General features: G+C 60.8%; 23 protein-coding genes and 1 pseudogene. 8 read left to right on the top strand and 16 right to left on the bottom strand.

The genetic code is table 11. The annotated features are described in order from the left end of the window. Window positions 1–52: 52 nt before the first annotated feature. The 3 genes from GA0061103_RS30835 to GA0061103_RS30825 form a co-directional block, all read right to left on the bottom strand. A complete protein-coding gene (locus GA0061103_RS30835; RefSeq protein WP_092718596.1) occupies window positions 53–871 on the bottom strand; it encodes a sugar phosphate isomerase/epimerase family protein in 819 nt (272 codons plus the stop codon). Between the two features lie 477 nt (window positions 872–1,348). Beyond that, on the bottom strand, window positions 1,349–1,957 hold the full coding sequence (gene leuD / locus GA0061103_RS30830; RefSeq protein ID WP_092718593.1) for a 3-isopropylmalate dehydratase small subunit: 609 nt from the start codon (window positions 1,955–1,957) through the stop codon (window positions 1,349–1,351). Window positions 1,958–2,148: 191 nt separating this feature from the next. Continuing rightward, complete coding sequence (locus GA0061103_RS30825; protein WP_092718589.1) at window positions 2,149–2,385, bottom strand: hypothetical protein; 237 nt, start codon at window positions 2,383–2,385, stop codon at window positions 2,149–2,151. A 111-nt stretch (window positions 2,386–2,496) separates the two neighbouring features. Here GA0061103_RS30825 and GA0061103_RS30820 point away from each other — a divergent pair, with 111 nt between their 5' ends. Together GA0061103_RS30820 and GA0061103_RS30815 are read left to right on the top strand one after the other, a co-directional pair. Beyond that, a complete protein-coding gene (locus tag GA0061103_RS30820; RefSeq protein WP_092718586.1) occupies window positions 2,497–3,441 on the top strand; it encodes an HpcH/HpaI aldolase/citrate lyase family protein in 945 nt (314 codons plus the stop codon). 26 nt (window positions 3,442–3,467) lie between these two features. Then, a complete protein-coding gene (locus GA0061103_RS30815; RefSeq protein WP_092718583.1) occupies window positions 3,468–3,674 on the top strand; it encodes a DUF1737 domain-containing protein in 207 nt (68 codons plus the stop codon). A 48-nt stretch (window positions 3,675–3,722) separates the two neighbouring features. On the opposite strand, the gene GA0061103_RS30810 is transcribed toward GA0061103_RS30815, so the two are convergent. Beyond that, window positions 3,723–4,160 carry a metallopeptidase family protein gene (locus tag GA0061103_RS30810; RefSeq protein ID WP_092718579.1) on the bottom strand — a complete coding sequence of 146 codons (438 nt, stop codon included), beginning with the start codon at window positions 4,158–4,160 and terminating at the stop codon, window positions 3,723–3,725. 275 nt (window positions 4,161–4,435) lie between these two features. Between GA0061103_RS30810 and GA0061103_RS35515 the strand changes: the two genes are divergently transcribed. The 3 genes from GA0061103_RS35515 to GA0061103_RS30800 are packed head-to-tail and all read left to right on the top strand — an operon-like array spanning window position 4,436 to window position 10,357. Beyond that, the gene (locus GA0061103_RS35515; RefSeq protein ID WP_245304919.1) at window positions 4,436–5,425 is read left to right on the top strand and encodes an ImuA family protein; all 990 of its coding nucleotides are present in this window, start codon (window positions 4,436–4,438) and stop codon (window positions 5,423–5,425) included. 40 nt (window positions 5,426–5,465) lie between these two features. Beyond that, the gene (locus GA0061103_RS30805) at window positions 5,466–6,893 is read left to right on the top strand and encodes a Y-family DNA polymerase (RefSeq protein WP_245304929.1); all 1,428 of its coding nucleotides are present in this window, start codon (window positions 5,466–5,468) and stop codon (window positions 6,891–6,893) included. Then, a complete protein-coding gene (locus tag GA0061103_RS30800; RefSeq protein WP_092718573.1) occupies window positions 6,890–10,357 on the top strand; it encodes an error-prone DNA polymerase in 3,468 nt (1,155 codons plus the stop codon). Before GA0061103_RS30805 ends, GA0061103_RS30800 begins: the two co-directional genes overlap by 4 nt. A gap of 62 nt (window positions 10,358–10,419) precedes the next feature. On the opposite strand, the gene GA0061103_RS35510 is transcribed toward GA0061103_RS30800, so the two are convergent. Then, window positions 10,420–10,662: a hypothetical protein gene (locus GA0061103_RS35510; RefSeq protein WP_245304928.1), complete on the bottom strand. Its 243-nt coding sequence runs from the start codon at window positions 10,660–10,662 to the stop codon at window positions 10,420–10,422. Between GA0061103_RS35510 and GA0061103_RS30795 the strand changes: the two genes are divergently transcribed. Together GA0061103_RS30795 and bfr are read left to right on the top strand one after the other, a co-directional pair. Further along, entirely contained in the window at window positions 10,549–10,821 is a 273-nt protein-coding gene (locus GA0061103_RS30795; RefSeq protein WP_245304927.1) for a (2Fe-2S)-binding protein, read from the top strand. The genes GA0061103_RS35510 and GA0061103_RS30795 overlap by 114 nt on opposite strands. Continuing rightward, entirely contained in the window at window positions 10,787–11,272 is a 486-nt protein-coding gene (bfr, locus tag GA0061103_RS30790; protein WP_075853386.1) for a bacterioferritin, read from the top strand. The genes GA0061103_RS30795 and bfr overlap by 35 nt, the downstream gene beginning before the upstream one ends. 145 nt (window positions 11,273–11,417) lie before the next feature. Here bfr and GA0061103_RS30785 read toward each other — a convergent pair whose 3' ends face one another. From GA0061103_RS30785 to GA0061103_RS30755, 7 genes and pseudogenes are all read right to left on the bottom strand, one after another. Then, window positions 11,418–11,957, bottom strand: coding sequence for an RNA pyrophosphohydrolase (locus GA0061103_RS30785; protein WP_092718567.1), 540 nt, complete (start codon window positions 11,955–11,957; stop codon window positions 11,418–11,420). A 41-nt stretch (window positions 11,958–11,998) separates the two neighbouring features. Next, window positions 11,999–13,192, bottom strand: a complete 1,194-nt coding sequence (locus GA0061103_RS30780) for a divergent polysaccharide deacetylase family protein (RefSeq protein ID WP_092718564.1) — start codon at window positions 13,190–13,192, stop codon at window positions 11,999–12,001. Between the two features lie 228 nt (window positions 13,193–13,420). Next, window positions 13,421–14,749 carry a S41 family peptidase gene (locus GA0061103_RS30775; protein ID WP_092718561.1) on the bottom strand — a complete coding sequence of 443 codons (1,329 nt, stop codon included), beginning with the start codon at window positions 14,747–14,749 and terminating at the stop codon, window positions 13,421–13,423. Continuing rightward, entirely contained in the window at window positions 14,739–16,181 is a 1,443-nt protein-coding gene (locus GA0061103_RS30770; RefSeq protein ID WP_245304918.1) for a murein hydrolase activator EnvC family protein, read from the bottom strand. The genes GA0061103_RS30775 and GA0061103_RS30770 overlap by 11 nt, the downstream gene beginning before the upstream one ends. A 187-nt stretch (window positions 16,182–16,368) precedes the next feature. After that, the gene (gene rlmH, locus GA0061103_RS30765; protein WP_092718552.1) at window positions 16,369–16,851 is read right to left on the bottom strand and encodes a 23S rRNA (pseudouridine(1915)-N(3))-methyltransferase RlmH; all 483 of its coding nucleotides are present in this window, start codon (window positions 16,849–16,851) and stop codon (window positions 16,369–16,371) included. Window positions 16,852–16,965: 114 nt separating this feature from the next. Further along, window positions 16,966–17,408: pseudogene (rsfS, locus tag GA0061103_RS30760) on the bottom strand (ribosome silencing factor). Between the two features lie 163 nt (window positions 17,409–17,571). Next, window positions 17,572–17,871, bottom strand: coding sequence for a DUF1330 domain-containing protein (locus GA0061103_RS30755; RefSeq protein ID WP_092718544.1), 300 nt, complete (start codon window positions 17,869–17,871; stop codon window positions 17,572–17,574). A gap of 168 nt (window positions 17,872–18,039) precedes the next feature. Between GA0061103_RS30755 and GA0061103_RS30750 the strand changes: the two genes are divergently transcribed. Further along, on the top strand, window positions 18,040–18,426 hold the full coding sequence (locus GA0061103_RS30750; RefSeq protein ID WP_092718542.1) for a winged helix-turn-helix domain-containing protein: 387 nt from the start codon (window positions 18,040–18,042) through the stop codon (window positions 18,424–18,426). Here GA0061103_RS30750 and modC read toward each other — a convergent pair. The 4 genes from modC to GA0061103_RS30730 all read right to left on the bottom strand — a co-directional run bounded on the left by modC (window position 18,423) and on the right by GA0061103_RS30730 (window position 22,216). Then, on the bottom strand, window positions 18,423–19,496 hold the full coding sequence (modC, locus tag GA0061103_RS30745) for a molybdenum ABC transporter ATP-binding protein (protein WP_092718539.1): 1,074 nt from the start codon (window positions 19,494–19,496) through the stop codon (window positions 18,423–18,425). The two genes, GA0061103_RS30750 and modC, sit on opposite strands and share 4 nt — an antisense overlap. Then, window positions 19,493–20,194, bottom strand: a complete 702-nt coding sequence (modB, locus tag GA0061103_RS30740; RefSeq protein ID WP_092718535.1) for a molybdate ABC transporter permease subunit — start codon at window positions 20,192–20,194, stop codon at window positions 19,493–19,495. The genes modC and modB overlap by 4 nt, the downstream gene beginning before the upstream one ends. Window positions 20,195–20,277: 83 nt before the next feature. Continuing rightward, the gene (gene modA, locus GA0061103_RS30735; protein WP_092718532.1) at window positions 20,278–21,075 is read right to left on the bottom strand and encodes a molybdate ABC transporter substrate-binding protein; all 798 of its coding nucleotides are present in this window, start codon (window positions 21,073–21,075) and stop codon (window positions 20,278–20,280) included. Between the two features lie 559 nt (window positions 21,076–21,634). Further along, window positions 21,635–22,216 (bottom strand): nicotinate-nucleotide adenylyltransferase, encoded by a 582-nt coding sequence (locus tag GA0061103_RS30730; protein ID WP_245304926.1) that lies wholly within the window; start codon window positions 22,214–22,216, stop codon window positions 21,635–21,637. Between the last annotated feature and the right edge of the window lie 29 nt (window positions 22,217–22,245).

Below are 22,245 nucleotides of genomic sequence, written 5' to 3'. Positions count from 1 at the left end.
CTCATCCGCCCTTCGGGCACCTTCTCCCCGAGGGGAGAAGGGATGTCAAACCTTACTCGGCCAGCCCGAGCGAAGCGAGGTAAGCTGCCGATGCCGGGATCTTCGACTTGTCCTTGATCTCGATGATCAGGCGCGGATTGCTGTCGAGCTTGGCAAGGGCGGCAAAGACGGCGCGCCAGTGGATGTTGCCTTCGCCGAGGCTCCAGTGGCGGTCCGCATAGCCGTCAGCATCCTGCAGATGGACATGCTGCAGGCGGTTGCTGGCGGCGTGGACGTAATAATCCACCGGCGGAGCGCCGGTATAGCCATGGGCGTAGTGGGCATGGCCGGTGTCGATCGAAACGGCGACGGCGGAGGAATTGAAGCTGTCGGCGAGGCCGACGCGGATATGGGGATCCTTGTCCTCGATATTCTCGATGACCATGGTAAGCCCGATGTCTTCGGCGCGCTTCACTGCATCCTTGAGCGTCAGGTGCGTATATTCGATGATTTTTTCGCGCTCGCCCTTGTTGTTATCGAGGTTGTTGTAGGACCACGACGTGTAGGGGCTGTGGATGACCATCTGCGTGGCGCCGATATTGCCGCAGACGTCGAGGGCCTGCAGCAGGCGCCTGGAAACGATGGCGCGAATATCGGGGTCCTGCGAAGCGATGACGAAGCCCCAGAACGGGCCGTGGATGCCGAGGCGGCCCTGATGGCCGTCGAGCAGCTTGCGGGCGCGCTCGGCGAGCGGCTGCCAGTCGCCGTTCAGCACTTCGGCTTCGACGAAGCTCTGCAGTTCCAGATCACGCGGCTTTTCGAGCAGCCAGTTGCGATGGGTTTCGACGTCGTCGAGCATCATGGCGGCGCCGACAATGGGAAGGGAGGTCATGGAGAGGCTCCATTGCGTGGAGAAAATTAAGGGCGGGAGAGAGGCCGCAAGGGTCTCGGCTGGTCTGTATGGACCCCCTTCTTGTCGATCATATTACAGCGGGTGGAAAAGATGATGCCCGGCCTGTTTAAGTGCGGCAGTTGCGGAATGGTCCCCTCTCCCCGCAAGCGGAGAGAGGGTTAGGGTGAGGGGCTGTTCGCGAAGGCCGTAACGGCGCGGTCTTGTAGCCGTAGCAGTGGCGCTGTGCGTTCTGGAGACCTTGTCGCTATTTGCGATGGATGATTAGCTCGCAGAGGTGAGAGAGGCCGACCTTCGGGGGATCTGGCCGAAACAATCATAGATCTCCATCAAATCGATGGCCCGCTGCCCCTCCCCCCAGCCCTCTCCCCGTTTTGACGGGGAGAGGGAGTCCTTTTCGGCATGAAAAAAGCCGGGCGCAGGGCCCGGCTTCGAAACATGCGATAATGATAAAATCGATCAGGCAGCCCAGGGGCGCGATGCGGCGTTCGACTTTTCGAAATTGTCGATCGCGGAGGATTTTTCCAGCGTCAGGCCGATATCGTCGAGGCCGTTCAGCAGGCAGTGACGCTTGAACTCGTCGAGTTCGAACTTCAGCGAGCCGCCGTCCGGGCCGGTGATTTCGAGGTTTTCCAGATCGATGGTCAGGATGGCGTTGGAGCCGCGCGAGGCGTCATCCATCAGCTTGTCGAGATCTTCCTGGCTGACCTTGATCGGCAGGATGCCGTTCTTGAAGCAGTTATTGTAGAAGATGTCGGCGAAGCTCGTCGAGATGACACAGCGAATGCCGAAATCGAGCAGCGCCCAGGGCGCATGTTCGCGCGAGGAGCCGCAGCCGAAATTGTCGCCGGCAACGAGGATCTTGGCGTTCTGATAGGCCGGCTTGTTCAGCACGAACTCTTCGTTCGGCGTGCCGTCTTCGTTGTAACGAGCTTCGGCGAAGAGGCCCTTGCCGAGACCGGTGCGCTTGATGGTCTTCAGATAATCCTTCGGGATGATCATGTCGGTATCGACATTGACGACCGGGAGGGGCGCCGCGACGCCGGTCAACTTCACGAACTTGTCCATGGGGTCCTGCCTTCATTCTCGTCTAAGCACGAATTATCCTGCCAATAGAGCAAATCCGGCCCGAAATGAAGGAGAATCTTGGAAATGCTCTAAAAGGTGGCGCTTTGGTCGCATTCTACCTGTCGGGCACGTTCGAGCTTAGGCGAATGCGTTCGGCAGCCCGCAAGAGACTGCCCTCACCTGTTTCGACCTTAGAGGTCGATGATCGTGCCACGACCATCGTTCCAGATGCGCATTTCGCGTTGGCCGTTCGCCTTCGCCTTGGCGCGCACCGGTGCCGGCTTCATGCGCAGCGAAATCGCGCGGGCCGCCATCAATACGGTCAGGATAGCGCCGACGGCGAGCGTGACCGAAACGGTAAACAACGCCATGGCTGCAAACACGGTGATACCGGCAAGCGCGATGAACAGGGAACGGATATTCTGCATGGTCGAGACCTCTCTACGACAAGCAATGTGGCCCTCTTCATTCCCCTCTGCAAGAGGAGCATGGCTTTTTGTTGACTTGCCTGGCGGCTAAAACCGCGGCAAAACGGCACAATGAGCCAATCTGAGAGCCAAACTTCCCCTTCCCGCCCTGCCCGGGTGCGCCGCTCGGTCTTGAGCGTTCCCGCCATCAACCGCCGCGCGCTGGATAAGCTTTCGAGCCTCGATTGCGACGCCGTCATCTTCGATCTTGAGGATTCGGTCTCGCTGGAGAAGAAGGCCGAGGCGCGGGAGAATTTGCGCACCTTCTTTTCGGCCGCGCCGTTGCCAGGCAAGGAGCGGATCATCCGCATCAATGCGCTTTCCTCCAATTTCGGTGCCGAGGACATGGCGCTGGTCGCGGAGCTGGAGCCGGATGCGGTGTTGCTGCCAAAGGTGAATGAGCCGCAGGACGTGACTGGCGTCAGCGACCGACTTGCCGAGGCCGATGCGCCGGAAACCCTGCGCATATGGGCGATGATCGAGACGCCGCGCGGCATCCTGAATACAGCCGCGATCGCTGAGGCCGGGCGCACGGCCGGCAGCCGGCTCGATTGCTTTGTCGTCGGTCTCAACGATCTCAGGAAGGAAACGGGTGTCCTGCCGCAACCCGGCCGCACCTATCTCGTGCCCTGGCTGATGCAGGTGGTGCTTGCCGTCAGCGCCTATGGGCTCGAGGCCATCGACAGCGTCTTCAACGATTTCAGGGATGTTGAGGCGCTCGAGGCCGAATGCGCTGAGGGTGTCGCGATGGGCTTTGCCGGCAAGATGCTGATCCATCCGGGCCAGATCGAAGCGGCTAACCGGCATTTCGGTCCTACTGAGGCCGCCATTGCCGAGGCCGAGGCCATCATCGCTGCCTTCGCTGCGCCGGATGCCGCTACCCTCAATGTCGTGAACCTTGGCGGGCGGATGGTGGAGCGGCTGCATCTTGTCCAGGCGGAGAGACTCGTCCATAAAGCTCGCCTGATCGAGCAGCGCTCTTCGGGCGCCGCCGCAACGCCCCTCGCCGATATCTGATTGCCAAATACAAGAAAGATGCTTTGATGAAACTCTACCGTTTCCTCACCGGTCCCGATGACGCTTCCTTCTGCCACAAGGTGAGCGCGGCGCTGAACAAGGGCTGGGAGCTATACGGCTCGCCGACCTATGGCTTCAATTCCACAAGCGGCCGGATGGAATGCGGCCAGGCCGTCACCAAGGAAGTGGCCGGCAAGGATTACGATCCGGATATGAAGCTTTCCGAGCAGTAAGCCACAAATGAAGTTTTTCACCCCGGCCGTCTTGCGGTCGGGCCGGTATCACCGATCCGTCGCTTCCTCAGCGCTTTCCTCGATACGTTCCATGTCCTCGTCGCTCAGGCCGAAATGGTGGCCGATTTCGTGGATCAGGACATGGGTGATGATGTCGCCGAGGGTTTCCTCGTTCTCAGCCCAATAGTCGATGATCGGCCGACGATAGAGGCGGATTTTGTTGGGCATGTCGCCGGTCTGAGCGGTAAAGCGCTCCGAGATACCACGGCCTTCGAAGAGGCCGAGCAGGTCGAAGGGTGTTTCCAGCGCCATATCCTCGAACACCTCGTCATCCGGGAAATCCTCGATGAGAATGACGAGATTACCGGTAAGCGAGCGGAATTCCTCCGGCAGGTGGCTATAAGCCTCCATTGCCAGAGATTCGAATGTGCTGATGGAGGGCGAGTGGCGATCCCGCCAATCTTCGCTCTGGTCGACGCGAGCCATGAATATTCCTTCCTTGGCTGGTCATATAGAGACTTTGCGCTGCTTTTACGAGAGCGGAATAGAGCATGATACCGAAAAGTGTTTGAGCGGTTTTCGGACGACATCATGCTCTACTTCTTTGATTCCAGAGTGGATTCAGATTTTAGGTCGAACAGACCGAAAATCATCCGGCTCTGGCAGAGGAATATTTTCTCATGAAGTGGTGTTGACTCTTTCTCCAACCTCTGGAATCCATAAGAACATAACAGGAACATTATCGATCTGGAGTGAACGTCATGGCCGAGGCTGCCGTGGCGCGGGAAACGCTTTTTGCCCTGCGTGAAACCATTGCCCGACTGGAAGGTAGGCCGATCCCGGCACTGGCGGCAGCGGCGCATGAAGCGCTGGCAGGCAAGCCGGTGAGGGAGACGACGGGCATTGCGCAGCCCCTGCCCGCGCAATCTGGGTCTGCCCAGCCCATGGCTGAGCCGCTGCTGCTTGCGACCGGCGTCGACGATCTCGATGCGGCGCTGCAAGGCGGTCTGCCGCTCGATGGGCTGACGGAAATTCGTTCCCTCGGCCTGCGCGATGCCGGCGCGGCAAGCGGTTTTGCGCTGGCGCTCGCCGCGCGGCTTCACGCGCAAGCATCGGATATGGCTAAGTCTCCGGTCCTGTGGATCGGCGATACGGTCGCTTCGATGGAAGCCGGCCTGCCCTATGCCATCGGCATCCGGGATTTCGGGCTGGAGCCTCAGGCTTTCCTGCAGGCATCGCCGCGCAAGCTGGAAGATGCGCTCTGGGTGGCGGAGGCGGCGCTTGGCAGTGCGGCCTTTGCCCTCGTCATTCTGGAAGTGCGCGGCAATCCCGCTCGCTTCGGCCTGACTGAAAGCCGACGGCTGGCTTTGAGGGCCAAGGCGGTGGGGCGGCCCTTGTTTCTATTGCGGCAGGGAGGCGAGGAGGAAGCGAGCAGCGCCCTCTTCCGCTTTTCCGTCGAACCCGCGCCGGCGCAGGCGCGGCCCCTGCCGGACGGATCGGTGCTTGGCGGCAGCATCGGTCATCCGGCCTTTCGTCTGACCTTGGAAAAGAGCCGAAATCCGGCGCCTCTTTCCATAACTCTGGAGTGGAATGCCCATGACCGCCGCTTTGCCCCTGTCCTCGACGCTCAACGCCCTGCCTTTCCCGGCGAACACGCAGCGCATTCTGGCGCTGACCTTCCCGCATCTGCCGACCGACCGCATCGCGCGCAGGCGCTGGGGTCTGTCCTGGCGTTCGACAGGCAGGCTTGAAGCGCCGCCGCTTGCCTGTGCCGGCAAGCTCAATAACGCCATGCGTCTGACCGCCATCAACGAGCGCGCCGAAACGATCGGGCTGAAGCAGGGTCAGGGCGTGGCCGAGGCGAAGGCGATCTGTCCCGATCTCAATGTCGTCGAAGAAGACCTGGCAGCGGATCGCAAACTGCTGGAAGCGATCGCCGACTGGTGCGACCGCTATACGCCGCTGGTGGCAATCGACGGCAAGGACGGGTTGTTTCTCGACATTACCGGCTGCGCCCATCTCTTCGGCGGCGAAGAGGCGCTGCTCGAGGACATCTTGATCCGGATTTCCCGGCTGGGCTTCGATGTGCGCGGCGTCATTTCCTCGGCACCCGGCCTGTCCTGGGCCGTTGCCCGCTTCGACGACAGCCGTGTCGTTCCTCCGGAGGCGATGGAGGAGGCCCTGGCATCGCTGCCCGTGGCCTCCTTGAGGCTCGGCGAGGAGACCGTTGCCGCCTTGCAGAAGATGGGCCTGAAGCAGGTGGGGGATCTTCTGGCCGCGCCACGTGCGCCGCTTGCCCGCCGCTTCGGTGCGCAATTGCTTCTGCGGCTCGATCAGGCCGTCGGTCTGGTCGAGGAGCCGATTTCGCCGCGCCGCCCGGTCGCGCAATTGTCGGCCGAGCGCCGGCTGGCCGAGCCGGTGCAGGCGGAAGACGATATTCTTCAGCTTGCCCGCCAGCTTGCCGAAACCCTGAAGCCGGGGCTGGAAGCCCGCGGCGTCGGCGGCCGCTCCTTCGAGCTTCTGCTCTTCCGGGTGGATGGTGCGGTTTTTCGCATCGCAGCCGGCGCATCGCAGCCGCTGCGGGAGCCGGGCCGGATTTCAAGCCTGTTCACGGAGCGTTTCGGCGCCATTCATGACGATCTCGATGTCGGCTACGGTTTTGAAATCATCCGCCTCAATGTGCTTCAGCATGCACCTTTCGATGCAATGCAAGGCGATTTCGTCGGAGAAGACCGCCAGGAAGGCTCGCTTGCCGCCTTTGTCGATCGTGTGGCCGCGCGGCTGGGGCCGGACTGCCTGCAAGGGGTCGAGCTGCGACAGAGCCATATCCCCGAGCGAGCCGTGCGGCCGATGTCTGCCATCGCTATCCTGGCCTCGAAGCGGCGCACAGGTAAAGAGGATGCCGGGCATGGCTTTTTCCGCGGCGAGCGGCCGCTGCGGCTGTTTCGCATGCCGGAGCTGGTCGAAACCATTGCCGCCGAAGTGCCCGATGGCCCTCCCCGGCAATTCCGCTGGCGGCGGGTCATGCATCGGGTCAGCCGGGCCGAAGGGCCGGAACGGCTTTCGGCGGAATGGTGGGTCGAGGAAAAGGAAGAACCTGCCCGCGATTATTTCCAGATCGAGGATGAAGAGGGTCATCGTTTCTGGCTGTTCCGCAAGGGGCTCTATGGCCGAGGCGGCACGGCGCCGGATTGGTATATGCATGGGGTTTTCGCATGAACGCGCGCCCGAGCTTTCACGAACCCGCCCCCTTCTTCGAGATCGGGGTGAGAACGAACTTTTCCTTTCTCGAGGGAGCCTCGCATCCGGAAGAGATGGTGGCGCAGGCCGCCCTCCTGAAGCTTTCCGGATTCGGGATTGCCGACCGCAATTCGGTTGCCGGCGTGGTCAAGGCGCATGCGCATACCAAGCTTCTCCAGGCGAAATATGAAGACGTCATCAAGGAAAATCTTCTGCTTCGAGCCCAGGGGAAGCCGGAAAAACCGTTCCTGAAGCCGGTTCGTTTCCAGCCTGGAGCGCGCCTGGTGTTTTCGGACGGCACGCCCGACATCCTTGCCTATCCGCAGAACCGCAAGGGATGGGCACATCTCTGCCGGCTGCTGAGTGCCGGCAACCTCAGGACCGAGAAAGGTTCCTGTCAGCTCGAAGAAGCCGACCTCGTGGAATGGGGTGACGAGATGATGCTGGCGCTTATCCCTGATGCAGCGAGCGTCGAGACCCCGGAGGGGCAGGACAAACTGGAGCAATGCCTGAAGCGGCTATGGATGCGCTTCGGCCGGAAGCTGCATCTGGTCTTGTCGCCGGGCTATGACGGGCGAGATCGGTTGGTCTTCGCCACGCTCTCCATCATCGCATTGCGCAACGGCGTGCGGTTGATCGCCAGCAACCAGCCGCTCTATCACGCGACCGAGCGCAAGCCGCTTGCCGATATCGTGATTTCGATCCGCGAGCATGTGCCGATTCCCGAGGCGGGCTTCAGGCTGGCGGCGAATGCCGAGCGCTACATGAAGGACGCTGCCGAGATGGTGCGCCTTTTCCGGGATTATCCGAAGGCCATCGTTCACACCCAAAAATTCTTTAGTCGGCTGTCTTTTTCGCTGGATGAGCTGAAGCACAATTATCCCGACGAAAGCACCAAGGGCGAAAGCGTTGAGGAAACGCTGAAGCGGCTGACATGGGAGGGGGCCAGATGGCGTTATCCCGACGGGGTTCCCGACGAAGTTGCCAAGCAGATCAATGATGAGCTCACTCTTATCCGCGAGCGGCAATATGAACCCTATTTCCTGACGGTGCGTCGCATCATGGAGTTTGCCCGCAGCCGAAATATTCTGTGCCAGGGACGCGGTTCCGCCGCAAACTCCGTGGTCTGTTATTGTCTCAGGATCACGGAAGTCAATCCGAAGATTACGACGCTCCTGTTCGAGCGCTTCATCTCGACGGAGCGCGAAGAGCCGCCAGACATTGATGTCGATTTCGAGCATGAGAAGCGCGAGGAGGTCATCCAGTTCATCTATGACCATTACCACATCGAACATGCCGGGCTGACGGCGGCAGTCACCAGCTATCGGGCACGCTCCGCCGGCCGCGAGGTGGCCAAGGCCTTCGGCCTGTCGGAGGATGTGCAATCGGCTCTTGCGAGCGGCGTCTGGGGCTGGTCGACAGAGGATCTGTCCGAGCGCGAGGCGAAGATTGCCGGTCTCGATCTCACCGACAAGACGACGCAGAATGTGCTGTCCTATGCTTCGACGCTTATGGGATTCCCGCGGCACCTGACCCAGCATGTCGGCGGCTTCGTCATCACCCGGGACCGGCTGGACGAAGTGGTGCCGATTATGCACACGGCGATGGATGATCGCTACATGATTGAGTGGAACAAGGACGATCTCGACAACCTCAACATCTTGAAGATCGACGTGCTCGCGCTCGGCATGCTGACCTGTCTTGCCAAGGCCTTCAACCTGCTGCTTTTGCATTACGACGTGAAGAAAGAGCTCGCCGATCTCGGTTACGCCAATTATCCCGATGGCGAGCCGGTCTATGACATGATCTGCCGTGCCGATACGATCGGCGTCTTCCAGATCGAAAGCCGGGCGCAGATGAGCATGCTGCCACGTCTTCGGCCCCGCGAATTCTACGATCTGGTCATCGAAGTGGCGATCGTTCGCCCCGGCCCGATCCAGGGCAATATGGTGCATCCCTATCTCAAGCGACGGGAGGCCAAGCGGGCGGGAAAAAAGCTCGACTATCCAAGCCCGGAGCTGGAGGCGGTGCTAAAGCGTACGCTGGGCGTTCCCCTGTTTCAGGAACAGGCGATGCAGATCGCCATTACGGCAGCAGGATTTAAGCCTGCGGAAGCGGACAAGCTGCGTCGGGCGATGGCGACCTTCAAGCGCACCGGAACCATTCACACCTTCGAGGAGAAGATGGTCGAAGGCATGGCCGCGAAGGGGTACGACCGTGAGTTCGCCAAGAACTGTTTCGAACAGATCAAGGGTTTCGGCGAATACGGCTTTCCCGAGAGCCATGCGGCCTCCTTTGCCCTGCTCGTCTATGCCTCCTCCTGGCTCAAGGCCTATTATCCCGATGTCTTCTGCGCGGCGATCCTCAATGCTCAGCCGATGGGCTTTTATGCGCCGGCGCAGCTGGTGCGTGATGCGCGCGAGCATGGCGTCGAGGTGCGGCCTGTGGATATCAATCGTTCCAGCTGGGACTGCCTGCTGGAGAAGGCGCCCTTCGACCGGGCTGCGGTCGAGCCGCGCCATGCGACGATGCGCGATCATATCAAGACGCAATGCGCCGTCCGTCTCGGTTTCTGTCAGGTCAAGGGTCTCTCCGAGGAGGAGATGCAACAGCTGGTTAAGCATCGCGGCGATGGTTATCGGTCGGTGCGCGACCTTTGGCTGCGCTCCGGTCTTGCCAAGGCGCAGATCGAGCGTCTGGCGGATGCGGATGCGTTCGGCTCCATCGGCTTGAGCCGACGCGACGCACTCTGGGCAGTGCGGGCGCTCGATGCTGGCACTGCTGCCGAAACGCTTCCCCTCTTCGATCTCGGCAACGATCATGCGGAGCTGCAGATCGAGCCGGCGGTTTCGCTGCCCGAAATGCTGCCCGGCGAGCAGGTCATCGAGGATTATCGCTATTTGTCCATGTCGCTGAAGGCGCATCCGGTTTCTTTCCTGCGCGCCGATTTCGCCCGTATGGGTATCGTGCGGAGCCGGGATCTGCCTGATGTCGCCAATGGCCGCATGGTGACGATCGCCGGGCTGGTGCTGGTGCGCCAACGGCCGGGCTCGGCCAAGGGGGTGATCTTCATGACGCTCGAGGACGAGACCGGCGTTGCCAATGCGATCGTCTGGCCGAAGAAATTCGAGAAATATCGCGCCATCGTCATGGGCGCGCGGCTGGTGAAGATCCGCGGCCGCCTGCAGAGCGAGAGCGGCGTCATCCACGTGGTGGTCGATCATATCGAGGACATGACCCCGGCGCTCGGCATTCTGCAGCGTGAGGCACGACGCTTCGGTGTCAGCGACCGGGCGGATGAAACGCTACGGCCGACCATGGATCACAGACAGAAGAAATCCTCGTTGCTGCCGCGCGGAGCCGGTGCCGGAACAGCGGCGGAAGGCCGCAGCAATGGTGCCGACACGGCCAGAGTCATGCCGCGAGGCCGTAATTTTCATTGAGATATAGGGGCTTCGGTCCGGAGCGCGCCAGCCGATGCCCCGCCTGCCTATCAACCCGCCGATCAAAATGAATCGTTTCTTTCTTGACAAAGGGCGTCTTCTTTAGCAGATAACAAGACAGCGGATGTCATGTTTGACGGGCTGAGCGAAGAATGCTGGTTTGCAGTTGTAATTACATCACCGACAAGGAAATCCGGGAGGTCATCACCGAACTCCTCGATCAGGACTGTTGGCAGCTCATCGTTCCCGCCAAGGTTTATCACGCCATGGAAAAGCGCGGCCGTTGCTGCGGTTGTTTCCCGAATGTGGTTGATATCATTATACAGACAACCGAAGATTATCATGCCCGTCGCCACTCGACGGAAGCCGAAATATTTGATTTCATGTCCCGCCTGAAAAAATTCCATGAAGACAACAGGAGAGCGGACATTGAAAGGCGACAAAAAAGTCATCGAGCGGCTTAACGAGGCGCTGTTCCTCGAGCTTGGCGCAGTCAACCAATATTGGGTTCACTACAGACTCCTCGAAGACTGGGGCTACACTAAGCTCGCCAAGAAGGAGCGCGCTGAGTCCATCGAGGAAATGCAGCACGCCGACCGACTCGTCGCTCGCATCATCTTCCTTGAAGGTCATCCCAACCTGCAGACGCTGGCGCCGCTGCGCATCGGCCAGAATGTCAAAGAAGTTCTGGAAGCCGATCTTGCCGGCGAATATGACGCCCGCACGGCCTACAAGAAGTCGCGCGACATCTGTCATGACGCCGGCGACTATGTTTCCATGAAGCTGTTCGAAGAGCTGCTGACGGACGAGGAAGGCCATATCGACTTTCTCGAAACCCAACTCGAGCTGCTTGGAAAGATCGGCGAAGCCAAATACGGCCAGCTCAACGCCGACTCCGCCGATTCCGCAGAATAATCGATGCCAGAGCGGTTCAGCTTTTCACGGAAACTCTGAACCGCTCCATCTTTTTGTTTTCCGACAATTCGGGACGGAAAACCGCTACGCACTTTTCCTCGAATTGTTCTAGAAAACCGGCTGCTTTGCGGCCGGTTTTTTTTGTTCAGTCTTCGGCCTTCAGGCCGGCCAGATGGCTGAACTCCGAAACCACCTGTTCGTAGACAGATCGCTTGAAGGGAACGATCAGATCGGGAAGCTTGGCCATGGGCTTCCACTCCCAAGCGTCGAATTCCGGCTCGTGGCCGCCCGGCGGCGGATTGATGGCGATCTCGCTCTCGTCGCCGTCGAAGCGGAAGGCGAACCAACGCTGCGTCTGGCCGCGGTATTTTCCCCTGAGGCCGATGCCGATCAGCTGCGGCGGCAGATCGTAATTGATCCAATCCTTCGCTTCGGCGAGCAAGGTCACGGTTTTCATGCCCGTTTCCTCGTAAAGCTCGCGATAGGCGGCCTTCAGCGGATCCTCGCCCTCGTCTATGCCGCCCTGCGGCATCTGCCAGAGCTGCGGTGAGCCGTCATATTCGGAATTGCCATCCGGAATGCGGCGGCCGGCCCAGACCAGGCTCTCCCGGTTCAGGATCATGATGCCGACACAGGGGCGGTAGGGCAGGTCTTCGGCTCTTACGGGCGCGGGGGGCGTGCTCATTTCTCTCTCCAGGGATCAGGCCCGGGGAACCAGGCCAAGGGTCAGGGATGTTTCGGGTCGTCGGCAAGCGCCGAGACGGCGACGATTTCAATGCCGCGCATGGCCGCCTCCTCGCTCCATTTGCTGATGGCATCGACACTCTCATCGAAGGCGGAGGCAACGCCGATCGCAGAGCCATTACGGCGGGCAATGCGCTCGAGCTCATCGAGTTTCCTGAGGATGGCGTCCTGCTGCAGTTCTCCGTCGAGCTGCACGTCGGCAAAAGCATGCGGCACTTCCAGCGTCTTGGCGAGCGTTCCGGATTTGGACTGTGCCGAAGAGCCGTCATCCAGGAACAGCAGGCCGCGCTTTCCGATGTCGCGCAGCACCGGTTCCATGGCGCCGGGATTGGCGAGGAAGCGGCCGCCGAGATAGTTCATGACACCGGTATAATTGGTGATCTTGCCCATCGCCTTGTGCAGGTTGTCGATGTTCTTTGCGGCCGAAAGCGAGGTCAGCAGCGTATCCGGGCCGGGATTGTTGCTGGGATAATCGAAGGGCTCGAAGGGCACCTGGATGAGGATCTCATGGCCGCCGCGCCTTGCTTCCTGCATCCAGCGCTGCAGGCTGTTGCCGCTAACGGCAAAGGCGAGCGTGACTTCCTCCGGCAGCTTCTCGATGGCGCGCTGCGTGCCGGTCTGGCTCAGCCCAAGGCCGCTGACGACGATGGCGACACGGGTGCCGCGCGCGCCCGACCAGGGCCGGGCATATTGATCCATCGGCCGCAGGCCGCTCGGCGAGGTGATCGGCAGCTTGCCGAAGGGCGAATCTTCCAGAAGGCTGTCATTCGGTGTTGCCGCCATGCGTGGATCCTGGCCCACCTGATTGGCATTGATCAGGACCGGACCGCTGCCATCCCGATTGCTCGGACTGAACATGGTGACGACCGAACCATCGCCGGTAACGATACGTGTCGCATTGGCGCCGGATTGCGGATCGACCTGGGTTAGCCCGACCTGGCCGGATTGCCCGGTCACAGCCGGCTTGGATTCTGCCGGAGGCGCCGGATCGTCCTTCTTTGCCGTCTCGGCCGGCTGGGTCTTTTGCAGGTGATCGCGAAAAAGCGCGGAATAGAGAGAAAAGCCGGCGATCGCGATCAGGCAGAAGCCGCCGAGAATGCGTCCAAAGGGGATGGAGCGCCGCTGGCGGCCAGGGCCGCGATTCTGTCCCAACGGTGCATGCAAATCCGTTCCCAAGTTCCAATCCACCCCAAGCGGAAAACTCTATCGGCCTCGAGCATATCGCTCACGGCGAAGCGGAAAAATGCCCGCGGCACTCAAAGCGCTAAAACATGAACAAAACTGTTTCTGAACGACGCCGGATTCATACAGAATTGAGGCCGGCCGAGAAAAGCGGAACGATACCCGTTGTTCCGCTCCCTCATCATGAAAGCGCCGGGTCTGTTTCCAGCCCGGCGCCAATCCTTACTTGGAGGAAACCGCCTTTTCGGGGTTCGGCGGGAAGGCCGGATCGGTCTTGGCGCCACGCAGCAGGTCGAGCGCGTAGTTGAGCTGGATATCGTCCTTCGGGTCCGGCGGCACGTAGGCCGACGAGCCGGAGCCCTTGTCGGTCTCGCTCTGGCCCTTGATGTGGCCCGGCAGGCTGGATTCGCCTTCCGTCGTCAGCTTGCCCTTCAGATCATCGGGAAGCGGCTGGTCGACCTTGACGTCAGGCGTGATGCCCGTGCCCTGGATCGAGCGGCCCGACGGCGTGTAGTAGAGCGCCGTCGTCAGGCGCAGAGCGCCATTGCCGTCGCCGAGCGGGATGATCGTCTGGACGGAGCCCTTGCCGAAGGACTGGGTGCCGAGCACGGTGGCGCGGCGCAGATCCTGCAGAGCGCCGGCGACGATTTCCGAAGCCGAGGCCGAGCCGCCGTTGATGAGCACGATGATTGGCTTGCCGTCGGTCAGATCGCCGGGAGTGGCGTTGAAGCGGCGCGTCTCGTCCGGATTGCGGCCGCGGGTCGATACGATCTCGCCGCGCTCAAGCACGTCGTCGGCAACGTTGATCGCCTGGTCGAGCAGGCCGCCCGGGTTGAGGCGCAGGTCGAGGACGTAGCCCTTCAGCTTGTCGGCCGGGATATCCTTCTTGATCTTGGCGATCGCGGCTTCGAGGTCCGGCGTGGTCTTTTCGGTGAAGGAGATGATGCGGATATAGCCGACATCGCCGCCTTCCTCGCGCGACTTGACGGCGGCAACGGCGATGACGTCACGGATGACGGTGAGCTCGATCGGCTTGTCGACGCCCTTGCGCATCAGGGTGAGCTTGATCGGCGTCTTGACCGGGCCGCGCATCTTCTCGACGGCGTCTTCCAGCTTCAGGCCGCGAACGGACTGGCCGTCGATGGCGGTGATGTAGTCACCGGCAAGGACACCGGCCTTGGCAGCCGGCGTATCGTCGATCGGGGTGATGACCTTGACGAGATCGTTGTCCATCGTCACTTCGATGCCGAGACCGCCGAACTCACCCTTGGTCTGGGTGCGCATGTCTTCCGCATCCTTGGCGTTCATGTAGCTCGAATGCGGGTCCAGCGAAGACAGCATGCCGTTGATGGCGGCTTCGATGAGCTTGTCTTCCTGGGGAGGGGTTACATACTGCGCGCGGACGCGCTCAAAGACATCGCCGAAAATCGACAACTCCTTGTAGGTGGAAGTGCCAGCGGCTTCCGCCGGCGCTACCGCCGAGTAGATAACGCCCATCGCGGTCGCACCCATCAATGCGCCGACGAGAACAAGAGAAGCCCTACGTATCATTGCGTGCCTTTCCAGTGTCTTTGGAGGTCCACCAGGGCCGAGAATCGACTGGTTTTCCATCTTTTCGGAATTCAATGTAAAGCGTTGGCCGATCCGTTTCCAGCGCCAATGCGGTCGCGCTCGCGACTCTTTTTTGGCCCATTGTGGCAAGCGGCTCGCCAGCGAAGACGAATCTGCCAGGGCGCGTCTTGATCGCGTCCATGCCCGACAGCACCATGTGATAGCCGTCGCCCGTATCCAGGATGATCATCTGTCCGTAGCTGCGAAACGCGCCGGCATAGACGACCGTGCCGTCGGCGGGAGCCGTGACGAGTGCTTCCGGGCCGGTCGCGACGGTCAGTCCCATCGCGGTGTGGCCGGTGCCATCGTCGTCGCCGAACTGGCGGAGAATATCGCCCGCCACGGGCAGCTCCAACTTTTTCTTCAGGTCTGAAAACGGATATGCGGGCGTAATGCGGTTTTTATCGGGCACGCCATTCTCGGCAAGGGCTTTCGCCTGCTCGCGCTGCTGTTCAGTCATCTGCGCCCGGCGCGCTTCTTCCGCGCGGGCAGCAGCGGCGGCATCGCGCACGGAGCCGATCTGGCTTTCCAGCGAGGCGACGAGCCCTTCCAGGCTGGTTGCCTGACCTGCCAGCTCTTCCGCCCGCTTGCGCTCCGCCTCGAGCTGGGTGGCGTTTTCCTTGCTGTGCTTGTCGTTCTCCGCAATCAGCAGATCCATGCGCCGCTCCTCCTCCAGACTGTTGGTCATGGTGGTGGTGAAGCTCGCCTTTTCGGCGGCGGCATCGGCCTGCAGTTTGCTCAGATCGGTGAGATCGGCGATGAGCTTGTCCGTCTCCTTGCGCATTCCGGGCACGACGGCGCCGAGAAGAATGGCGCTACGCACCGAAGCGAGCGCATCGTCCGGCGTTACCAGCAGGGCCGGCGGCGGATTGCGTCCCATGCGCTCCAGCGCGCCGAGAACCTCGGCCAGCAGCGCGCGGCGATCATGCAGGGAAGCGCGGATCTTGTCTTGCCTGACGGCAAGGTTCGTCAGTGTCTTCTCGCTCTGCTGGATCTTGCGATCCAGGTCCTTGCGGCGGGCGGCGCTGTCGATCAGCGCTTGGCGCAGGCTGGCAGTGCTCTTGTCGAGCGAGGCGATGCTATCTTCCAGCTCCTTCGTCTTGCCGGAGGAAAGACTGATCGTCTTGGAAAGCGCATCGAGCTGCGTGCGCGTCTCGTCACGCTTGCGCGCAAGGTCTGCCGCCGGATCAGGCGCCTCCTGTGCGGACGGTGGGAGCGAGGCCGTCGTCGAAGTACGATCATCGGGTGCTTGCGGCGCGATGGCATCGGCTTCCTGGGCGACGGCGACGTCCTCCCGGGAGAAAGGGCCTGCCACATAGACGCTCATGCCGAGCGTTGCCGCCAAAGCTGGCAGCACGATACGCGAAAGCATGGGCGGGGCTTTTCTCATCCAGTCGGTTCGGCCTGGTCCCTTCAGATCACGCGAAAATAAGCTGATTTGCGGCGATCATCCAGGAAGCATCGTCATTTTCAGGGCGGGAATCAAAACACGCCTGTGTGAGCGTTTCGTTAACGCAAAAACGGCGAAAGCCAAACTGTTTTCAAAACAAGTGGAGCAATCACACCCGGTGGTAGGGGTGCCCGGACAGGATGGTCACGGCGCGGTAGAGCTGTTCGGCAATCAGGATGCGCACGAGCTGGTGCGGCCAGGTCAGCTTGCCCAGGCAAATGGTCATGTCGGCTTTGTCGTAGAGGGCGGGGTCAAGGCCGTCGGCGCCGCCGATCGCGATCGTCAGGTCGCGCTTGCCCTGATCGCGGAATGTTCCGAGCATGGCGGCGAAGGCTTCGCTGTCGAGCGCCTTGCCGCGTTCGTCGAGAAGGATGAGGACGCCGCCTTCCGGATGCGCCTTTTGTAAGAAGCCCGCTTCTTCGCGCTTGCGGGTGTCGCTGTTGGAGGCGCGGCTTTCGGCAACTTCGGTCATGCGCGCCATTTCCAGGCCGATGGCCGGCCCGGCCTTGGCGAAACGGTCGAGATAGCGAGCCGCAAGATCCTTTTCAGGGCCGGCTTTCAGCCGTCCCACCGCAAAAAGACCTATCCGCATTCCCGCTCCCACGCATATCCGCCGTCATGGCGGCACAAACGAAACTCTTGCCGGAGGCTCATCTCCGGCGATGTAAAGCTGCCAACCGGGACCGGGAAAGCGTTCCGGGGTCGGTTAGTGCAGCGTGCCTTCGTCGAGATCGGGTGCGGCCCACATCTTTTCGATGTTGTAGAACTCGCGGATCTCGGGTCGGAAGACATGAACGATGATGTCGCCGGTGTCGATCAACACCCAGTCGCCGCCATCGAGACCCTCGACACGGGCGTTGCCGAAGCCCTCGTCCTTGAGATCGGTCATGAGATGGTCGGCAATCGCCAGGACATGGCGGTTCGATCGGCCGGAGACGACGACCATGTAGTCTCCAAGCGCAGACTTGCCAGCAATGTCGATGGTGACGATATTTTCGGCCTTGGAGTCCTCGAGGCTTACGAGGACGGCTTGCAGGGCGCGGGCAGCGGCATCGGCGCCACGTTCCGAGCTCTTCGGGATAACGACAGGCGTTCTTCCCTTGGCGTGTACTGTTGTCAGTGCTCTTCCTTCCTTGAGTAACAGAACATGCACGTGAGTGATCTGAGTCGATCACGTTATAAAGATAGGCATCAAAGCATTAAGGTTTCAAGACGCAAGCCCTCAACTTCGGGCGTTCGGGACAAGGATTTGTGTCTGAACGGGGCTCTTTTGCACCAGATATGGATGAATCTCTGCAGCGAAGGCCAAAAATCAGATTTCGGGGCTCACTCCGTCGACAAGAATGGGGTTACGGCTGAGCGCTTGGTCGCGAACCTCGAGGGCAAGCGCATATTCGGGTGAGCAATACCAGGCTTTCGCTCGCTCGATGTCGGGAAACTCGACGATCACGATCGCTTGCGGTGACCGGCCACCCTCCAGCTGTTCGATCGGGCCGCCTCGAACGAGATAGCGCCCGCCATGTTGGGCTATGGAGGCGGTTGCACGGCTCCCGTAGATCTGGAAGGCTTCGGCATCGCGCACCGTGACGTCGGAGATGATATAAGGCGGCATCGATTTTCCCGTCCAAGCGAAGGTCAAAGCTCGTGCCATTCCTGCTTGGAGTGTGCCGCTGCATTGGAAATCAGATAGGCTGATGGCGTCTCCCGTCCATTCTCTCCGGCATGTACAGGCGCGTGAAAGCCGCCTATAAACCATTGAGACCAAACCGTTACAGGTGCCATGACCGACGCTCCGCAGCCATCGTTGAAGCCCATTCTCCGCATCAGCTTTTCGGGGCAGGATCGGCTGGGGCGCGGCAAGATGGAGCTCCTCGAGCATATTCAGGAGACCGGCTCGATATCGGCCGCCGGCCGCGCCATGGACATGTCCTATCGTCGCGCCTGGCTGCTCATCAGCGAACTCAATCACATGTTCCGCGAACCGGTGGTGGAATCGCAGCGAGGCGGCCAGAAGGGTGGCGGCGCTGCGCTGACACCGTTCGGCGAGGAGTTGTTGCGGCGCTTTCGTGGCATGGAAACGACGCTGCGCGCGGCAATCGCCGATGATCTGAACTGGCTCGAAGCCAATCGCAGCTTGGCGGACGCTTCTTCAAAAAATCCTGACTAATGTTCGAGCGCCACGGTCTTGATGACCGCATGGACCGGCAGCCCGATGCGCAGCTCCAGCCGTTCGGCTGAAAATTGCGTGATGCGGGCAGTAACGATGTCGCCGCCACAGTCGACCCTGACCTCCGCCGTCCCGTCGGCGGCCGTGCCGATGCCCAGCACTTCGCCATCGAGAATATTGAGGGCACTGAGGCCCTCGGGCCGGGCGGTCGCCAGCATGACGTCGCGGGCGGGAATATGAACGCGCACGGTCTTGCCGACGGCAGCCGCCTGACCCGGCACGATGAGTTTTGCCGCCTTTAAGGCGACCATGGTCAGGTGATGGCGATCGTCGATCGCTTCGACGCGGCCTTCCAGCAACACGCCGGCTTCGCGCCGGTCTGCCGCCAGTGGGCCGGAGAGCTGGCTGAAGATGTCGACAGCGGAGCCGATGGTCTCGACCTTGCCGTCGCGCATGACGACGACGCGATTGGCAAGCCGCGCCACCTCGGCGATGGAGTGGCTGACGTAGATGATCGGGATCTTCGTTTCGTCGCGCAGCCGCTCGAGATAGGGCAGGATTTCCGCCTTGCGGGCTTCGTCGAGCGCAGCAAGCGGCTCGTCCATCAGCAAAAGCCGCGGCGAAGAGAGCAGCGCGCGGCCGATCGCGACACGCTGCTTTTCGCCGCCGGAAAGTTTTGCCGGCCGGCGATCGAGCAAGGCCGAAATGCCGAGAAGATCGACGACGCCGTCAAAGCTTTCGCCGCGCCCGCTCTTGGGGGCGAACCAGCGGCCGTAATTGAGGTTTTGCCGCACGGAGAGGTGTGGGAAGAGCCGCGCCTCTTGGAAGACATAGCCGAAGCGGCGGCGGTGGCGCGGCACAAAAATCTGCCTGTCAGTGTCGGCGAGCACCGTATCGTCGAGGCTGACGCGGCCGTGATCGGGGCGCGTCAGACCGGCGATGATGCGGACGATCGACGTCTTGCCGGAGCCGGAACGGCCGAAAAGAGCTGTTACGCCACCCTCCGAGGTGAATGAAGCCTCCAGTGAGAAGGCGCCGAGGCGATGGCGGATGTCGACAAAGAGCGTCATTCGAAATCCACCCTGCGGCCAGCGAGGTAGGCAAGGAATTCCGAGGCAAGCAGGGCTGCCATGGAAATGATGATGGCGACGATGGTCAGCCGCATAGCGCCGGCATCGCCGCCCGGAACCTGGGTGAAGGTATAGATCGCCGAAGACAGAGTCTGGGTCTCACCGGGAATGTTGGAGACGAAAGTGACCGTGGCGCCGAATTCACCCATGGCCTTGGCGAAAGACAGGATCATGCCGGCGATGATGCCGGGCAGGATCAGCGGCAAAGTCACGGTCAGGAAGGTCCAGGCGGGATTGGCGCCCAAAGTGCCGGCGGCTTCCTCGAGCTTGCGGTCGACGGCCTCGATCGACAGGCGGATGCTTCTCACCATCAGCGGAAAGCCCATGACGCCACAGGCAAGTGCCGCACCCGTCCAGCGGAACGAGAAGACGAGGCCGAGATATTGCTCGAACAGCGAGCCGATCGGCCCTTTGCGACCGAAGAGAATGAGAAGGATGAAGCCGGTGACGACCGGCGGCAGGATCAGCGGCAGGTGAATGAGGCCGTTGAGGATCGACTTGCCCCAGAAGCGCCCGCGCGCCAGCAGATATGCGGCGCCGATGCCGAAGGGCAGGCTCACCAGCATGGCGACGATGGAAACGTGCAGGCTCAGCTCTATGGCTGTCCATTCGTCGCTGCTCAAACCCAATGCGTCCAAATTCCGCCCCTTAAAACATCTCAGGCCCGCCACGGTCGGCGAGCCTGATATCGAACCTCATGCCTGATCTGCGGTGATGACGCTCACTGCTTCAGGATGGTGAAGCCCTCATGCTCGAAGAAGGGAACAGCCTTAGCCGATTTCAGGTAGTCAAAATAGGCTTGTACGTCCGGGTTCTTGCTGCTGGCGGTGATGGCAAAGGGATAGACGATCGGCGGGTGGCTGTCGGCCGGGAAGGTGCCAACGACGGCAATGCCCGGATCGGCCGAGACATCGGTCTGATAGACGATGCCATAGGGCGCCTCGCCGCGCGAAACCAGGGCGAGGGCGGCGCGCACGCTCTCGGCGCCGGCGACCTTCTTTTCAACCGATGACCAGACGCCCAGCTTTTCCAGCGCCGTTTTGCCGTATTTGCCGGCCGGCACGGATTCCGGCTGGCCGATCGCCAGGCGGCCGTCGCCGAGAAGGTTAGCCAGATCAAAGCCCTGTTTGATCTCGACTGGCTTCGCCTTATCCTTGGCGGCGACGAGAACGAGCTTGTTGCCCAGCAGGTTGACTCGGCTGTCGTCCTTGATCAGCTTCTTGCCGGCGACATAATCCATCCAGTTGGTGTCGGCGGAGATGAAGACATCGGCCGGTGCGCCGTTTTCAAGCTGCTTGGCGAGCGGGCCGCTCGCTGCATAGGAGACGGTGACTTCCTTGCCGGTTTCCTTGATGAAGGCGGCATCGGCGTTGTCGAGCGCGTTCTTCATGCTGGCGGCCGCAAAGACGACGATCTTTTCGGCAGCAAATGCCGGTGTCGGCGTAACCGAGAGACCGAGCCATGCGGCTGATAGCGCGGCGGTGGCAAGCTTGATCCATTTGCGTCGGCTGGTAGCCATCTTATTTCTCCCCAAAGATGTCGACATGTTTCGAGAGATATAACGGCGCGACAAGCTTGGCTAGGGATGTATTTAGAAAAATACATCGCGATATGATCGCGTAACCCTACGTATTTTATGGATTTTCAACATTACAACGCATATGAGTAGGGTTGCGTGCCGCAAAAATGCATGGCTGAATTTGCCCACTGGATTGGCGAACGCTCACGAAGCGAGACGTAACGTTACGAACCGTGGGATCTTAGGGCTTTGAGCCACGGAGCGAGTGCCGTCCACGAAAATGAAATCGTGCCAAATTTGCAAAAGAAGCGTTTTTTGGGCAGAAAATTTTCATAGCCATGCGCAATATGCATTGCTGCATTGCGCAATCGACCATTTATCAATCGGTAAAATCTGGTAAAACATAATCATCGAAACGGCGATCTCCTCCTCCCAATGCCGTTCGATATGGATCAGCAACTCTCCTCCTCCCAGTTGCTGATCAGGTTCAAAAGCCCGACGCATCCTCCTCCCGCGTCGGGCTTTTTATTTTCCGGACTTTTCCAAAAAATCGGCGAAATTATTGAGCGGCACGCAAGGCTGTCGAGCTGAGCGTTGAGCGTGGTCCGTGGATGAAGGTCCAGGCCGGCGCGCGCTTCTTCCAGAGTACGCGGGCGTCGTCTTCATCGACGCGAGCGTAGTGGAACGTCTTGGCCATTTTGGCCGAGAGATAGGAGAGCGTCGATCCCGGCCGGTCGATGACGGCGATCGGGAAGGTGCGGGCGATTTCCTGCCATTTCTGCCAGCGATGAAACGTGTTCAGGCTGTCGGCGCCCATGATCCAGATGAAATGGATATGGGGATTGCGCGCCTTCACATGGGCCAGCGTATTGGCCGTGTAGCTCAGCCCAAGCGTCTGCTCGAAGGCCGTCACCTTGATACGCGGATTGTGGAGGATCTGCTCGCTGAGCGCGATACGCTCGGCAAGCGGCGCCAGGTGATTATGGCTCTTCAGCGGATTGCCCGGCGTCACCATCCACCAGAGCTGGTCGAGACCAAGCCTGCGAATGGCGATCTCGGCTACCAGCGCATGACCACCATGCGGCGGGTTGAACGAACCGCCGAAAAGACCGACCACCATGCCGCGCTCGGCATGGGGCATGCGCAGATAGCGTTGATCGACCTCTTCTG

The organism is Martinezella multihospitum (assembly GCF_900094585.1).
In the GTDB taxonomy this organism is placed as follows: Bacteria; Pseudomonadota; Alphaproteobacteria; order Rhizobiales; family Rhizobiaceae; genus Rhizobium; species Rhizobium multihospitium.
The sequence above is the reverse complement of the archived record's forward strand: the minus strand, read 5'-3'. Positions and strand labels throughout refer to the sequence as shown.

Bases quoted from the DNA above. Each gene is read 5' to 3' on its own strand.
- modA (WP_092718532.1), bottom strand. From the start codon at position 21,075: ATGGCTACCAGCCGACGCAAATGGATCAAGCTTGCCACCGCCGCGCTA.
- GA0061103_RS30825 (WP_092718589.1), bottom strand. From the start codon at position 2,385: ATGCAGAATATCCGTTCCCTGTTCATCGCGCTTGCCGGTATCACCGTG.
- GA0061103_RS30820 (WP_092718586.1), top strand. From the start codon at position 2,497: ATGAGCCAATCTGAGAGCCAAACTTCCCCTTCCCGCCCTGCCCGGGTG.
- GA0061103_RS30775 (WP_092718561.1), bottom strand. From the start codon at position 14,749: ATGATACGTAGGGCTTCTCTTGTTCTCGTCGGCGCATTGATGGGTGCG.
- GA0061103_RS30755 (WP_092718544.1), bottom strand. From the start codon at position 17,871: ATGCCGCCTTATATCATCTCCGACGTCACGGTGCGCGATGCCGAAGCC.
- GA0061103_RS35515 (WP_245304919.1), top strand. From the start codon at position 4,436: ATGGCCGAGGCTGCCGTGGCGCGGGAAACGCTTTTTGCCCTGCGTGAA.
- leuD (WP_092718593.1), bottom strand. From the start codon at position 1,957: ATGGACAAGTTCGTGAAGTTGACCGGCGTCGCGGCGCCCCTCCCGGTC.
- GA0061103_RS30770 (WP_245304918.1), bottom strand. From the start codon at position 16,181: ATGCTTTCGCGTATCGTGCTGCCAGCTTTGGCGGCAACGCTCGGCATG.
- modC (WP_092718539.1), bottom strand. From the start codon at position 19,496: ATGACGCTCTTTGTCGACATCCGCCATCGCCTCGGCGCCTTCTCACTG.
- GA0061103_RS30805 (WP_245304929.1), top strand. From the start codon at position 5,466: ATGCGTCTGACCGCCATCAACGAGCGCGCCGAAACGATCGGGCTGAAG.
- GA0061103_RS30835 (WP_092718596.1), bottom strand. From the start codon at position 871: ATGACCTCCCTTCCCATTGTCGGCGCCGCCATGATGCTCGACGACGTC.
- GA0061103_RS30815 (WP_092718583.1), top strand. From the start codon at position 3,468: ATGAAACTCTACCGTTTCCTCACCGGTCCCGATGACGCTTCCTTCTGC.
- GA0061103_RS30800 (WP_092718573.1), top strand. From the start codon at position 6,890: ATGAACGCGCGCCCGAGCTTTCACGAACCCGCCCCCTTCTTCGAGATC.
- rlmH (WP_092718552.1), bottom strand. From the start codon at position 16,851: ATGCGGATAGGTCTTTTTGCGGTGGGACGGCTGAAAGCCGGCCCTGAA.
- GA0061103_RS30810 (WP_092718579.1), bottom strand. From the start codon at position 4,160: ATGGCTCGCGTCGACCAGAGCGAAGATTGGCGGGATCGCCACTCGCCC.
- GA0061103_RS30785 (WP_092718567.1), bottom strand. From the start codon at position 11,957: ATGAGCACGCCCCCCGCGCCCGTAAGAGCCGAAGACCTGCCCTACCGC.
- GA0061103_RS30730 (WP_245304926.1), bottom strand. From the start codon at position 22,216: ATGCCCCATGCCGAGCGCGGCATGGTGGTCGGTCTTTTCGGCGGTTCG.
- GA0061103_RS30750 (WP_092718542.1), top strand. From the start codon at position 18,040: ATGACCGACGCTCCGCAGCCATCGTTGAAGCCCATTCTCCGCATCAGC.